Raw genomic sequence first — 15,702 nt, 5'->3', positions numbered from 1 at the left:
AGGAATACAATCTAAACATTTTTTTCCTAAGATCATGAAATGATCCCGCTTACATCAGGAACGCTGGTGCTGCGGAACAGAAAAATATTTAAGTTCAATAATGTCATTTGGAATTGGCCGCTCATTCCAGCTGCTGTGGATAGCCAGTGCGGCACCAAGTGCGGTAGATTGTGCCATAGAGGCCGCAAAAACTTCATGATCAGGAAACACAAAGGCCAGCATATTCATAAATATGGCATTCTTACTAAAACCACCATCCACAAAGATCCTCCTGGCATCAGAGCCTTTTAAAGCCAGTGACGTAGAAAGATACTGCAGCTGCACAAGATCATACATAAACTGGTGATAGGCTTCCTCATCCGTTGCAAACAAGGAAAGATCACGTGCTCCAAAGGCAGACTCATGATCTTCCAGTTTAATTTTTACCGGGTTAGCCTCGTTCCTATCGATAATCTCCCGCATCAATAGCGAATCATAATCCATAGTCCGGTATTTCATGGTGTCCGATCCAAAGTGCACAGTAATTCGTTTCAGCTGCATCTCATGCTCATAACCGGCAAAGATCCTGGAAGCCTTAACAGGCTTACCCTGGTATTGAAGGTAACACAGGCAATCTTTCTTTAACTCTTCATCAGTAAGCGGCAGATCATTAAATGGATTTAAGCTAATGCACCAGGTACCTGTAGAGATCAATACAAAAGGGTCTCTAAAGTTAACCAGGTATGGAATTAAAGCCGCAGAACTATCATGCAAACCCGTACCTACAAAGTAATTATTTCCGGGAAACTCAGCAGGAAATACCGAATCTGCAGACTTAATTTCTGCAAATTTGGCGGCTAATCCTTCCTTTTTAACCCAATTATGATATTCGTTTTTCGTGAAATCCCAAAGCTGGGTGTGACAGCCTACACTGGTTAGATCAGTATAAAATTGCCCGGAGATCAGATAGCTTAAATATTGTGGTAAGTGTAACGCATATTTAATTTTAGCAAACAACTCTGGTCGTTCCTTTTTAATGCGGTATAGCTGCATTCCGGAATTTAAGCTCCCCAATACCGGAGAAGCTGTAGCCAGTGAGATCGCTGTTTCACCTCCGTAGGTTTCGTAAAAATCTTTACTCAGCGCTTCCGGGTACTTCTTTAAATAATTATATAAGGGCGCAAGCGGTTGTCCGTATTCATTTACGTAGACGAAACTGGCACCATAGGTACAAAAGTTAATCGCTTTGATCTCATAATCCTTCTTTTTAAAAACCTCCCGCAAAGAGTCATAAACAGAAAGCCTTAAGCTCTCCAGATTCTCACATGGATCGCCGTCTTCATCACTGGTTTCTATAAAACGTGCCGAACGTTCGTAAACAATCCGGTAGCGTTCATCAAAAACAAAGATCTTTTTATTCGTCTTACCAACATCAATAACTACAATTACAGGAATACGTGCCATACTATAACCCCGTAGCAACTGTTTTCAATCCCCTCGATCCAATCAGTTTCTCACGAATCTTCAGTTCCCTAAACAGTTGGATCGGATTGGCAGCGCCACCAGTTCTCAAACGGGCTTCCTGAACAATTGCCCTGGCATCTGTTCTAAAAGCATCTTGTAAGATCTCCTGGCATTTAGCTACATCATTTTCCTGCTGTGCGGCTAATAAAGCCTTACGATCTATTAACAAGGCCTGTGTATAGGCAAGCATGATCGCTTCAACAGACTGGATCAGGTCTTCCAGCGGGTCTTTAACATTATGAGATGCATCGATCATCCAACCCAGTCCGGTAGCATGGTCCATCCCTTTTGCATCCATACCTTCAACCAGTTCATTAAAGATCAGGAACAGTTGATAAGGTTTCATGCTTCCAGCCGTTAGATCATCGTCGCCATACTTAGAGTCGTTAAAATGGAAACCGCCAAGCTTACCCTCCATCAGCAACAGAGAAACGATCTGTTCAATATTTGCATTCGGTAAATGGTGACCCAAATCAACCAGTGTATAGGCTTTTGGACCCAATTTCGTAGCGTACAATAAAGATTGCCCCCAATCACCAACTGTAGTCGAATAGAAATTAGGTTCAAAAGCCTTGTATTCTACAAATATTTTCCATTCATCCGGCAATGCCGCATAGATCTCTTCTAAACTTTCCAGTGTATTTTGAAAAGCCCCGCGAAAATTAAGCTGGCCAGGAAAACAAGAACCATCGGCAAGCCAAACGGTAAGTGCACTGGAACCCAATGCAACACCCTGACGGATTACCTCAATATTATGATCGATGGCCTGCTGGCGAACACCTTTATCTACATGCTGTAAAGAACCAAATTTATAGCTGTAAGCCTGGTCTGCCTGATCCTGGAACGTATTCGAGTTCATGGCATCAAACTTCAGGTCGTACGAAGAAGCCAAAGATTTGATCGCATCATAATCCGTTGGGATATCCCAGGGAATATGAAGTGATATTGCACCACTTGAGCGGTTTAAAGCATGTAAAAGACCAATATCCTGTATCTTTTCTTCCAGGTTTCCTGGCTCGCCTCCACCGGAAAAACGTCCGAAACGCGTGCCCCCTGTACCTAAAGCCCAGCTTGGAATTGCAATCTGGAACTTGATCAGTTTCTCAATGATTCCCTCAAGTCCTTCAATCTCTTCCGACATAAACGCGAATTTGCGTTTATGTTTTACTGCTGCTAATTCATTATGTGCTTCTATTTGGTCTTTTTCAATTCTCATTCTTAAATATTTTAATAAAATACACCGTTATCTTACAAATGCGATGGCAACCCCGCCGTCAACATTTAGTACATTCCCTGTAGATTTATTTAATAATCCACCGGTTACGGCAAAACAGGCATTGGCAATATCCTCAGGCAGGATCACTTCATTCAGCAGCGTACGTTTTGCATAAAAAGCAGGTAGCTCGGCAACGGTAATACCATATGCTTTTGCCCTTCCTTCAGCCCATGCACCTTCCCAAATTTTACTGTCAGAGATCACCGCATCCGGGTTTACCACGTTTACGCGGATCCTATCTTCACCCAGTTCAGCAGCATTTAATCTGCTCAGGTGTAATTGTGCCGCTTTTGCTGATCCGTAACCTGCATTATTAGGACCAGATACCAAAGCATTCTTACTTACAATATTAACAACATCACCACCAATATTCTGCTTGCGCATCACAGCTACTCCGGCCTGGGTTACAAAAAACTGGCCTTTAACCAATACATCATACAATAGATCCCAATCCTTTTCAGTGTGTTCTGCAATCGGCTTGGAAATAGATAAGCCAGCACAATTTACAACAATATCAATACCTCCAAAAGAAAGTGCGGCAATATCAAAAGCAGATTGGATCTGCGCTGCAGAGGTAACGTCTAAGGGTGCTGTAACGTAGCTGTCTGCATTATATGTGGTATTAAACCAATGATCAGCTTCTGCCAATCGGTTTCCATCATTATCATTAACCACCACAACGGCACCTTCATCAATAAATTTCTTTGCAATAGCCTTACCGATACCACCTGCACTACCAGTAATCAAAGCGATCTTACCAGATAAAGCTTTAGGCTTTGGCATGCGTTGTAACTTCGCTTCTTCCAATAACCAGTATTCGATATTAAAAGCTTCCTGTCTTGGAAGAGAAGTGTAAGAAGAAACCGCCTCAGCGCCCTTCATTACATTAATGGCATTGATATAGAACTCAGCAGCTACCCTTGCAGTCTGTTTATCCTTAGAAAAAGAGAACATACCTACACCAGGATATATAATGATCACCGGATTGGTATCACGAATTGCCGGGCTATTTGCATGTTTACAGCTTTCATAATAGGCGGTATACATCGCACGATAAGCTTCAAACTCAGGGATCAGCTTACTCTTTATTGCTGCAACATCGCTTAAGTCTTCAGCAGGATCAAGCTGCAATACCAGCGGACTGATCTTAGTCCTTAAAAAGTGATCCGGGCAGCTCGTACCCATTGGGGCAAGTCTGGAAAGGTCATTTGAATTGATAAATTCAAGTACACGGGCATCATCCGTAAAGTGACCAACCATGTGTTTTTTGCTGGAGCATAAGCCTCTTAAAACAGGTGCTAATGCTGCTGCTTGTGCCTTACGTGCTTCAGCTTCCAGGCTTTCTATTTTTTGTCCGCCAAAAACAGGTGCATCTTTACCATAATGGTCTGCCAAATACAAAGAGCAGCGCTCTACAACCTCTAACGTATTGATGTAACTTTCGTAGGCCGTGTCACCCCAGGTAAATAAACCATGAGAACCCAGCATAATCCCTCTGATACCGGGATTTTCATCCAGGCATTGTCTCAGCTGTAAACCCAGGTCAAAACCAGGTTTTTGCCAGTCTACCCAGCCAATAGATCCATTAAACAGTTCCGCAGTAATTGCTTTACCATCTTTCGCTGCAGCAATTGCAATTGCCGCATCCGGATGTAAATGATCTATATGTTTAAAAGGTAAAAATCCATGTAAAGGTGTATCGATAGAAGGTGCCTTAGAGTTTAGGTCATAAATGCAATGGTTAAACAATTCAACCATTTCATCTTCATGATCAATACCCCGGTAAACATTTTTCAGGCTTTGAAGTTCGTCCACATATAAGGCCGCCAGACCACTCTGTTTCAAGGTACCCAAATCACCACCAGATCCTTTTACCCACATTACCTCAGTCTCTTTTCCGGTTAACGGATGCCTGGCCATCGCCTTGCAGGAGGTATTACCACCTCCGTAATTTGTTAGGCGCAAATCTGCACCAAGCAAATTAGAACGGTAAATTAGCAATGCCACTTCGTCTCCGGCCAGCTCTGCTGCCTTTGCTTCGTCCCACAAGTAGCTTACATACTTAAAATCAGTTATTCGAACAGTCATAAAAATATTTAATTAATAGCGTTTTATTTTATTGAATTTCCGTACCCAACGATCAATACAGAAAGTATTATAATTCCAATACCGGATAATACGGTAATCAATGTTTTTTTCTTCACTCCCGACCATTCCTTTAATACAAGGCCCCAGGCATTGGCAATCAAAATGATGAAAGCCATGTGCAGGATCCATGAACTTGGCCCGTTTCCGAGTTTACTCTCTCCCATTCCATAAAAAAAGAACTGAAGGAACCAGGTCGTACCCGCAAGTGCCGAAAAAATATAATTGGCCAGCAGCGGGGTTTTCTTATTCGTGTAATCGCCAAAGGTTTTATTGCGGAAGTTTAAAAGCATACACCAAAATAAATTGGTTGTTAAACCACCCCACAAAATGATCACATAGGTTACATTATTTTGGAAAAGGAATTCGCCCTGTCCGGGGTTTGCACTTTTCCATATTTCATTGGCTTCATTCGCCATATCTTTTCCTGCATCAATACCAAATGCAAAACAGGCACTCAATATACCAGAGATGATCGCTACCGTAAGTCCGAGACCAATCTTATACTCACTATTGGATGGATCAACCTTGCCGGATTCTACCAGATCCTTTTCTTTCATTCCGCCGGCTTTTCCGCACACCACAATCCCAACCACACAAACCAGTAAGCCCAAAAGGACAAATTGTCCCCAACTGCTGCTTAACATATCTGTTAAACTATCTTTACCCTCCTTTGGATAAAAATTATAATAAACCGAGGGTATGATTGCACCAAAAACGGAACACAACCCCAGGATCACTGAACTTCCCAGTGAAACTCCTAAATACCGGACCCCAAGTCCGTATGTCAATCCACCAATGCCCCACAGTACCCCAAAAAAATAGGTAAGTAATAAAATCTTACCGCTTGTTGCTGCAATAATATCTGCAAATCCCGGAATCGTGATCCAGGCTGCTACCGGAGGTACAATAAGCCAGGAGAATACCCCGCCTATGATCCAATAACTTTCCCATGCCCACCCTTTTACTTTTTTATAAGGGATGTAGAAAGACCCGGAAGCAAAGCCTCCTATAAAGTGGAACAGAATTCCAAAAATTGCATTCATAAACGTTTGGTTTTATAATATGGTTAGGTATTATCGTGCTACCAATTTATGCAGGTTATTTTATTTAACCATCCTGTACCATCATGTAAATGGCACAATTAGTAGTTATACAGAAGCTCTTTTTGTATAATAAAAAGGGACTTCTATGTGTCTTCTCGAATTGTCAAGTATCAGATTAGCAGCGGCAGTACCCATAAATCTGAAATCTGTAGAGATCGTAGTGATCCCATTCAATAAAATTTTCTTTAACGGGGTTTCATTGTAAGAGATGACCCCTACATCTTTGCCAATTTTAAGATCCATGCTGATCAGCCGCTCCAGCAAAACAACCAAATCAGCTTCCATCAGGTTAATAAAGGCCTCTCCCTGGTTGATCGGCTCTACATTAATGTCATTTACTACCTCATGACTAAATGCATATTGCTGACAGAACCGGTGAAAACCATCCAGGATCTCCTTAGGAAAATAACTCCGCTTCGGAAAAATGATCTTCAGCGTATGGTATTTACTTAATTCCTTACGGGCCTGTTCAAGGGCATCGTAAATATTCTTCTCAAAATTCTCATAAACCGCAGCATACTCACCATCTACACCATGGATTTTCTTGTCCAGCAGGATCAGCTTTTCTTTCGGAATGGTATTGATAATGTCCCGCGCATAATCTTCGCCATGGTAAAAATGAGGGATGATCACATAGTGTGAATAATCCTCTTTTTTATTCGTAAGCAGGCGTTTAAAAAGTCTGAAATCATTGTTATATACATAAAAATCAACCGATACATCTTCGCCCAGCGCGGCAATAAAAGTATCATAGACGATCTTTTTATGTGCACTAAGCTTATTAAACAGCAGGAAGATCTTTAGTTTTTGCTTAAAATCTACATTCGTGATGTAATACCCCTTACCCGGAACCGAATTAATTACCCCAACATTCTTCAGGTACTTATATCCCTTCTCTGCAGTATCCCTGGAAATTTCCAGGCGGTAGCTCAGTTCATTGATCGAAGGTAATAAGTTATCCTGCGTCAGGTTGCCCTGTTCTATAGCCTTAATGATTGCACTGGAAAGCTGCAGGTATTTTGGCGTAGCAGAATACTCATCTACATGTATAAAATCAAAAAAACTATTTTTCTTCATTTCTAAATTTAAGCGATTATTATCAATTGAAATGATCCTTTTGGTATTATCTTAATTACGGGCTGCTTTGTTTAAAAACCGCAGCCCGTTTTATCACTATTTAATCTCAAATTGATAATTACCTGCACCAATGGCCAGTTTGTCTGTTAACATCTGTGTACCTTTATATGCTTTTTTACCTCCGGCCAGCGGGAAATAAACAGTAGCACTTGAATTTGCAGGAACAGTTACCTTGTAGATCACTGAATTTCCTGATCTTTTCCATGACGATACAATCTTGCCATAAGGACCATCATGAGTGGCTTCAAAGTGATCCAGACCAGAAACAAAGTTTGGTTTTAAAAGGATATTCTTAAACCCGGGCTGTTGTTCATCAATTTTAATACCGCCCAATCCTTTAAAGAACCATCCGCCAATTTCACCAAACATCATGTGGTTTAAAGAGATATCCTGGGTAGCCTGGATGTTCCAGTTCTCATATAATGTAGTTGCCCCATTTACAATCCACCATCCCCAGGATGGGTAGGTATCCTGTGCCGCAATTTTATAAGCCGTTTCGGCCTGTCCGTTATCACTCAATGCATTTAAGATCGCTTTAGCACCAAGTACGCCTACATCCAGGTGCATACCATCAGCGGCAACACGTTTGGCCAGGTTCTCTGCAACACGGGCCTTAAATTCTTCAGGAACAATTCCCCATTGTAATGCAACACTTAACTCCGTTTGTACACCTTTACCATAAATGGCTGTTTCCCGGTTAAAGTATTTGGTATTGATCGCTGTCTTTATCTTTTCTGCCAGTGTGCTGTAAAATGCATAATCACTTTGCTTGCCAAACATTTTTGCCGCTTTACTCAGGATCACTGCATCTACGTAGTAATAGACCGAAGAGGTATATTCTAACGAAGATTGAGATTTAACAGGAACCCAGTCGCCCCTGCCAAAAGAGGTAAGGCCATTCGGACTAATCTGTGTTACGTAATCTACATATTCTTTAATGTTGCCGTAACTGTCAGAAAGTAATTTATTGTCACCATAGAACATATAAATATTCCATGGAATGATCGCTATTGTACTGGTCCAGTCTGTACCATTTGCAGTGCCATAACCCCATCCGCCAGTAGGGATAATATCTGGCAATACACCATTTGGCTGCTGCTCATCACGGTGATCGGCCAGCCATTTTTCATATACCGTAATCGCGTCAAAATTATACAAACCGGTTTCAATGGCAAAGTGACCATCACCAGTCCAGCCATTCTTCTCACGCTGCGGGCAATCCGTAGGATAGCCAAATAAGTTAGACAGGTAGGAGTTATTCGTTGCCCACCATAACCGGTCAATTAATGGATTAGAGGAACTGATCGTACCCGTTGCAGGCACATCACTGTGCATAAAATAACCGGTAATGCTTTCTTTGGTTAACTCAACAGGCTTACTGCTGGTTACTTCGATATACTGGAAGCCCTTGTAATTAAATTTGGCCATAAACTCGTCAGCATTACCGCTAAGTGTAATAATATCTACCTGAAAAGGGTCATTTTTATCTTTAGGGCGATGGTAAACATCAATATTCGAAAGGTCAACATGGCCATTTGCATACAAACGTTCACCGTGTTTAATGCGGATAACCGTTCCTGCTTCTCCTTTAACTTTGATCTTACTTACACCGGCTATATTTCTGCCAAGGTCATATACATAGGTGGTATCGTTAAATTTCTGCATGGTTTTAGCAGGAATCTCCTCTACATTACGGATCGGGTGCATCACCTGGCTTACAATATTTTTAGAAGGAGCAGCACGCATGGTAACGCCTCTCCATCTGCTGTCATTAAAATCAACCGTATTCCATCCCGGTTGCTCCAGGCGCGCATCATAATGCTCTGCAGTGTAAATACTGTTAAAAGTGATTGGACTCGGACTGCTTTTCCAGCTGTTTTCAGAAGCGATCACTTCCGTAGATCCATCACTGTATGTAATACGAAGGTCCATACAGAAAGTAGGTCTGGCTCTCCATGGAGCCTTATCAAAATTCCATACGGCAATAGACTGGTGGTTGTACCATCCATTTCCTAGCAATACCCCTATTGCATTTTTACCGGACTGTACTTGTGCCGTAACATCATATGAAACGTATAAATTTCGTCTGTCAAAACGGGTATACATAGGATCCAGTCTATGGTTACCCACTTTTTTACCATTTAAATAAAGCTCATATAAACCAGCAACGGCAATATAAGCACGTGCAGATTTTACTTTCTTAGCTGCTGAAAATACTTTTCTGAAATAGGGTGCCGGTAAGATATTTACATCGTTACGGTCGCTGATCCAGGTACCTTTCCAGTTTTCCATGCCCATCATACCGGTTTCAAAACTTGACACCTGCTTTGCCGGGATGGCTTTACCGTCTTTATCCCACAACTCTAAAAGCCAAAAATATTTAGTGAAGGCAGCAAGTGCCTTTCCGTTATAAATAACCAGGTTATTGGATGAAAGCACTTTGCCGGTTTCCCAGGTTACGCCTTTACCATTGCGAACAGCCAAAGAGTCTGTTCCAACCACAATGCGGTAAGCCGTTTGTTTTGCACCGGTTCGGTTGTCAGACATCATCCAGGATAACCGCGGATGTGCAGCATCAACTCCAATTGGATTTTCAAGATGTTCGCATTTTAAAGCGATCGGTTGTATATCTGCATAGCCGGAAGCCTTACCGCTTAAGGGTAAAACCAGGCAGATCAGCAAACACGGGTAAAGTAATTTCAGTAAATAAGCTTTCATATCTGTTTAATGTGTGTGTTGCAATACTAATTAATCTATTGATAGGTATATTCAAAGTGGTAGCTTCCTGAGCCAATTTCCTTAATATTATCTAAATTGTTACTGTTGTTCGCACCATTTCTGGAAGCTGGCTGTGGCAGAACAACGGTAGCCGTTGTATTCGGCGGAATGGTTACATCCAGTTTAAAAAGACCGCCTTCAATCTTCCAGGAAGACCTTACCATACCATAAGCTGTTTCCAGATCAGCGGATACATTGGTAATTGATCTTCCAGGTTTTGGAGCAATACGGATCTTTTTATAACCAGGTCCGGAAGCATCAGAATTGATACCGGCCATAGAGCGGTACATCCAATCACCAACGGCACCATATGAATAATGGTTAAATGAGTTCATGCTGATGGTTTGAAAAGAACCATCAGGCTTTATGCCATCCCAACGCTCCCAAATCGTAGTAGCGCCCATTTTTACAGGGTATAACCAGGATGGGTAAGATTCCTGAAGCAGGAGGTCGTAAGCAACATCACTATAACCGAAGCGGCTAAGTACATGGCACAAATAAGGTGTTCCTAAAAAGCCTGTAGTTAAGTGGTTGCCATAATCTCTTACATTTCTTGCGAGCCTTTGCGCCGCCTGCTGCCTTTGATCTTCCGGCAGCATATCAAACTGTAGAGCCAGCACATAAGCGGTCTGACTTCCGGAAACCATTCTGCCATTCGGCGTCAGGTATTCGTTCACAAATGCTTTCTTAATTTTTATCAGCATCTCCGTATATTTCTGGGCGTCTTCTTTTTTACCAAGCACTTCCGCAGTATGGATCATGATCTGTACAGAATTCGCATAATACGTTTGTGCAATCAGGTACTTATCAGTTACTGCTGCACGTCCGTCGTTGTCATCTTCCGGACGATAAAATAACCAGTCGCCAAAATGCGCACCTGTATTCCATAGATTCTCCCGCGTATTGCTGGTGATGAATCCCACCCATCCCTTCATGCTTTCATACTGGTCTTCAAGAATGCGCTTATCTCCATAAGCCACATACATTTGCCATGGAATGATCGTAGAGGCATCACCCCAGCCGGCAGCACCAGCCCATCCCTGTCCTAAAACATTAGGCACCACATGGGTAACACTTCCGCTCTTTAACTGATCAGCTTTCAGATCCTTCAGCCATTTGGTGAAAAAACCGGCAACATCCATATTATACGCAGCAGTAGTGTAAAAAGCCTGGGCATCACCCGTCCAGCCCAAACGTTCATCACGCTGCGGACAATCGGTAGGAACATCCAGAAAATTACCTTTCTGACCCCATTGTATATTGTGCTGCAGCTGGTTTACCATTTGGTTAGAGCTGGTAAAGTTCCCGGTGTTCTTCATATCCGAATACAACGCAACAGCCGTAAGGTCTTCAGCTTTTAAATCACCGGGAAAACCTTCTACGCGGGCATATCTAAAACCCTGGAAGGTAAAGTGGGGTTCAAAAACCTGTCCGTCCGTACCGTTCAAAATGTAAGTATTTTGTTGTTTGGCAGATCTTAAATTTGCGGTATAGAAATTACCGGCTTTATCCAGGACTTCGGCATGGCTTACGGTAATCTTAGTACCTGCAGGCCCTTTAGCTTTAAGCAGTACCCAACCCACTAAGTTCTGTCCAAAATCAACCACAGTCTCTCCTTCAGGAGTTTTAAAGATCTTTAATGGCTTAAACTGCTCATGTTTTTTTACAGGAGGCCCGCTCATGCTCACCAATTCTTCCGTACCACTGCTCAATATCTGAACACCAGCCCATGTTCCGTCTTCTTTATATCCGGGACTGGTCCAACCCGTTTTTTCCAGTCTGGAGTCATAGTATTCTCCGGAGTAGATGTCAGAAACCAATATTGGACTTTTAGAAGATTTCCAACTTTCGTCGGTCTCCACAAGTTCCCTAGTACCATCTGTATAGGTTACTGCAATTTGCAGGAGCAAAGCACGTGCAGTGCCATAAAAATTCCTTTGTGTGGCAAAGCCGATATAACCTTTATACCATCCGTCGCCAAGGGTAACGCCGATCGCATTATTCCCCTTTTTTAAAGAAGCGGTTACATCATAAACCTGGTATTGTAAACGTTTGGCATAACTGGTCCATCCCGGGGCAAAGTAACTATCGCTAACCCGTTTTCCATTGATCTCGGCATCGTAAAGACCTTTAGCCGTGATATAGGCCATTGCAGACCTGACCTCTTTTTTTAAGGTAATTTCTTTTCTAAAGATAGGACTGATCCTCGAAGTATCCTGACCAGGAACCGTGATCCATTTTGCAGTCCAGTCAGCAGGCTTCATGCCCATCTGCCAGAACTTCAGTTCAGTCCAGGCAGACGTATTACCGTGGTTATCCTTTGCCCTAACCTGCCAGTAATATTTCTGTTTAAATTGCAGTTCCGGTCCTTCATATACAATATGAACCGATTGATCAGAGTTCATGCTTCCTTTCCAGGTTACGTCCTTACCAGATGCAATGCGGATACTGGTACCTACGCGTACCTCATAAAAAGATTGGGTAGTATTTCTTAATGTTGAAATTAACTTCCAGCTGAATCTTGGCTTAAGTGTCTCAATACTAAGTGGATTATCCTGATATTCAACCTTTGGTTCAGACAGTTTGAGTTTTTGCGCTGTGGCACTAAAACCCAAAACAAATAAAGAAGCAAACAGAATTTGCTTCACTAACTTTTGGAGGTATTGGTTCATTTGTGGTGTTTGGTTGACTAAATGTATCCTAAAATTCTTCTAGTATCCGTAAAAATTTTAAAATGCGCGTCATGTACTGTGCTGTTCCATAACAGCCATTTCACCACATCAATGAAACAATACCTCCAAATAACCTAGATATTCTTAGGGTTATAGGCCCCATTCTCTCTGTCGTTCTTGTAGTTTAGGGCATCATTTTCACCAGCCTCATCATCTGTACCTTTCTGTTCAGAAAGGGTATCATCAGTGCCTTCACCGCGCAGCTCTTTAATGCTTGTACCTGCATCAATATCGTGTTCACGCTCATCCTCAATACCAGTTAAACCGTCATCATGCTGATGGCCGTCAAAGCCGGGATCAACATCAGAATTTTCAAATTGCACCCCATTATTGGTATGATCAATATCTTTTGCCTGGCCGGCATTTTCCAAATGCGCTTTTCCAGAATCCTCATTCCTGTTTTCCATAGTTGCTCTGTTAGATTTTGTATATGGAAAACATCGCTGCAGGATTTTGGTTTTAATTATAACCAGTATAAATTGGTAAAAAATATTTCCTCACGTAAAATATTTATTTATTTTTGAGTAACATTGTTCTATATACGCATTTAAACAGACATTAACCAGTCACCAAACAAACCTTAAGTCACTAAAATAAACTCTCCATGAAAAAGATATTTAAAGTATTGCTGATTATCGTTTTACTGTTAATCCTGTTGATTGGAATATCCATGGGTTATGTAAAATGGGGATTACCAAATGCAGAGAAAGCGCCTGATCTAAAGGTTGAGATCACTCCGGAACGCATAGCCAGGGGCGAATACATTGCCAATCATGTTACTTTATGTGTAGATTGTCATTCCACGCGCGACTGGAGCAAGTTCGCCGGACCGCCAAAACCAGGCACCTTAGGTAAAGGTGGTGAAGTGTTCGATGAAAATGCAGGTTTTCCCGGTGCTGTATATTCTAAAAATATTACCCCATTTAATTTAAAGGGATGGACAGATGGCGAGCTTTACCGACTCATCACTACCGGGGTAACTAAAGACGGAAAAGCAATGATGAACATTATGCCTTATCCTGCCTATTCAAAAATGGATCCTGAAGATGTATACGATATTATTGCATACCTCCGTACATTAAAACCTATTCCTTCAACCATTCCAGAACGCAGGTTGGATTTTCCGCTTAACTTTATTGTGAACACCATTCCGGGTAAAGCCATGCCGCAGAAAAAACCGGCAGCATCTGATACGTTAAAATATGGAGCTTACCTGTTAAATGCAGCGGCTTGCGTAGATTGTCATACCAAACAGGATAAGGGCAATAACATTAAAGGGATGGAGTTTGCGGGAGGACGGGAATTCGCATCACCCGCAGGCAGCCTGTACTCAACCAATATTACATCAGACAAAACTACAGGAATCGGAAACTGGACCAAAGAGATGTTTGTAAGCAGGTTTAAAGTATATGCCGACAGCAACAGCATCCACACCGTTAAGCCTGGCGATTTCCAAACCATTATGCCATGGGTCATGTATTCAGGTATGAAAGAATCAGACCTTGCGGCAATATATACCTACCTGAAAACGATTAAACCCATCCCGAATAAAGTAACCCGCTTTGTGCCCGCTAAAAAAGGTTAAACAGGTGATTACCTGATCACAATTGTCTTAACCCCAATCAGCTCACCAAGTTTACTTATTTTTGAAGCGATATGGCCTGTACCTATCGCACAGTGATGCGCAGGTCCCTCGGCATTCCAGGATTCAACGAAGTTCCTTGCGCCATTTTTAAAGCGGTAACGGCTGTTCGTATTGCCGATCTCCAAAATAGGCCCAGGTACAGATTCTGCTTCTGCAACAAGAAAAACGATCTTTCCATCGGCAGTTTCCACAACAGAAAGCAGGGTAACATCGCCATATTTTACAGACATCTCTACAGATAGCCCAGAACCTACCTTTCCATGAAATTCTTTGAGGGGCTTAACTTTGATCTTTCCTTCGGCAATGCCGATATGGCACGGGCCATCGTGTCCCATCAGAACCACATCATCCTTAAAGTCCATGGCATAATATTCCGTAAATGAACCTCCGGCACCAAAGCTATCCATGATCTTCATGGCCTGTGCATTTTTGATTTCATATTCTCCGGCAACAGGAACGCCATTTGCGGTAAGCAGTGAATTTCCGAGTATGATAGAGCGGATACTTTCTTGATTTTGTGGATTTCCAGTTCCTTTATGGTAATAGGCCAGAGAACCCAACTGGTATTTATCCACCAGCTGATCCAGGGCTACAGCTGTTTTTGCAGCACACATCAATTCGTAATCAGAGCAATCTTCCTGAATATCAAATACCCGTCTAAATTCTGCCTGCTTACTGATCAGTTCCTCTTCGGTAACCCCTGCTCCAAGTGCAGAAAGCTCATCTACTTCTATCACCTCGATATGGCCTCCAAAAGTGGCACACTGCAGCGTTAAATTGGAATAGATGTCCAGCATGCCACCATAATAATTGCCCATAATACCGAGTGTATTGTGTTCCATCGCATGGGCTACCCTGGCGGCAGAGATCCAGTCTTCAATGGTCTGCCACGCAATTGGATCATCATATAAAGTTCCGGTAACCTGGTAAAAAGAAATATTTGAACGTTTAAAAACATTGGCAATCTCAGGAACCGGACAAGCAGAACACCAGGCAAGCCACTCTCCGGTCATCTGGGTACGATTATCCATTGCATTAAAGCTTTCATAGTCAATGTGCGCATCCGGAGCAAGATTCAACACGATAACCGGCACCTTGGCCCTTCTCACTACTGGAAGTACTGTTGAAGACAAGGCATAGGTAGTAACATATAAAAAGATCAGGTCTACATCAGCCTGTCGAAACGCGTGGCCCGCTTCAAAAGCCTTATCAGTAGTATCGATCAGCCCCAGGTTAACAACCTCGGCGCCAAAACCCGCCAGGCGCTGTTCCACATGGTCAACATATCCGGACAATCGCTGTTCGAGCCCTTCAAATTGCTGCCAGTAGGTTTCCAGGCCAATACCAAACAAACCGATCTTTAAGTAGTTTTTAGTCATA

Annotated in this window: 10 protein-coding genes; 1 reads left to right on the top strand and 9 read right to left on the bottom strand. The window is 42.3% G+C overall.

Features of this window, described 5'->3' with window-relative positions:
* Window positions 1–54: 54 nt before the first annotated feature.
* The 8 genes from ATK78_RS19350 to ATK78_RS19315 form a co-directional block, all read right to left on the bottom strand.
* Window positions 55–1,443, bottom strand: coding sequence for an FGGY-family carbohydrate kinase (locus ATK78_RS19350; protein ID WP_133577779.1), 1,389 nt, complete (start codon window positions 1,441–1,443; stop codon window positions 55–57).
* Between the two features lies 1 nt (window position 1,444).
* Window positions 1,445–2,719 (bottom strand): TIM barrel protein, encoded by a 1,275-nt coding sequence (locus ATK78_RS19345; RefSeq protein ID WP_133577778.1) that lies wholly within the window; start codon window positions 2,717–2,719, stop codon window positions 1,445–1,447.
* Between the two features lie 27 nt (window positions 2,720–2,746).
* Window positions 2,747–4,867 (bottom strand): bifunctional aldolase/short-chain dehydrogenase, encoded by a 2,121-nt coding sequence (locus ATK78_RS19340; RefSeq protein WP_208112404.1) that lies wholly within the window; start codon window positions 4,865–4,867, stop codon window positions 2,747–2,749.
* Between the two features lie 23 nt (window positions 4,868–4,890).
* Window positions 4,891–5,970: an L-rhamnose/proton symporter RhaT gene (rhaT, locus tag ATK78_RS19335; protein ID WP_133577777.1), complete on the bottom strand. Its 1,080-nt coding sequence runs from the start codon at window positions 5,968–5,970 to the stop codon at window positions 4,891–4,893.
* Between the two features lie 105 nt (window positions 5,971–6,075).
* Window positions 6,076–7,107, bottom strand: coding sequence for a GntR family transcriptional regulator (locus tag ATK78_RS19330; protein ID WP_133577776.1), 1,032 nt, complete (start codon window positions 7,105–7,107; stop codon window positions 6,076–6,078).
* A 96-nt stretch (window positions 7,108–7,203) separates the two neighbouring features.
* Window positions 7,204–9,885 carry a glycoside hydrolase family 78 protein gene (locus tag ATK78_RS19325; protein WP_133577775.1) on the bottom strand — a complete coding sequence of 894 codons (2,682 nt, stop codon included), beginning with the start codon at window positions 9,883–9,885 and terminating at the stop codon, window positions 7,204–7,206.
* 35 nt (window positions 9,886–9,920) lie between these two features.
* Window positions 9,921–12,617, bottom strand: a complete 2,697-nt coding sequence (locus tag ATK78_RS19320; protein WP_133577774.1) for a glycoside hydrolase family 78 protein — start codon at window positions 12,615–12,617, stop codon at window positions 9,921–9,923.
* A 134-nt stretch (window positions 12,618–12,751) separates the two neighbouring features.
* A complete protein-coding gene (locus ATK78_RS19315; protein WP_133577773.1) occupies window positions 12,752–13,084 on the bottom strand; it encodes a hypothetical protein in 333 nt (110 codons plus the stop codon).
* A 197-nt stretch (window positions 13,085–13,281) separates the two neighbouring features.
* Here ATK78_RS19315 and ATK78_RS19310 point away from each other — a divergent pair, with 197 nt between their 5' ends.
* Window positions 13,282–14,262, top strand: a complete 981-nt coding sequence (locus ATK78_RS19310) for a c-type cytochrome (protein ID WP_133577772.1) — start codon at window positions 13,282–13,284, stop codon at window positions 14,260–14,262.
* Window positions 14,263–14,270: 8 nt separating this feature from the next.
* Here the strand turns inward: ATK78_RS19310 and ATK78_RS19305 are convergent, their stop codons facing one another.
* Window positions 14,271–15,701 (bottom strand): arabinose isomerase, encoded by a 1,431-nt coding sequence (locus ATK78_RS19305; protein WP_133577771.1) that lies wholly within the window; start codon window positions 15,699–15,701, stop codon window positions 14,271–14,273.
* Window position 15,702 lies beyond the last annotated feature (1 nt).

This window comes from Pedobacter metabolipauper (genome assembly GCF_004362715.1).
Lineage (GTDB): Bacteria > Bacteroidota > Bacteroidia > Sphingobacteriales > Sphingobacteriaceae > Pedobacter > Pedobacter metabolipauper.
The sequence above is the reverse complement of the archived record's forward strand: the minus strand, read 5'-3'. Positions and strand labels throughout refer to the sequence as shown.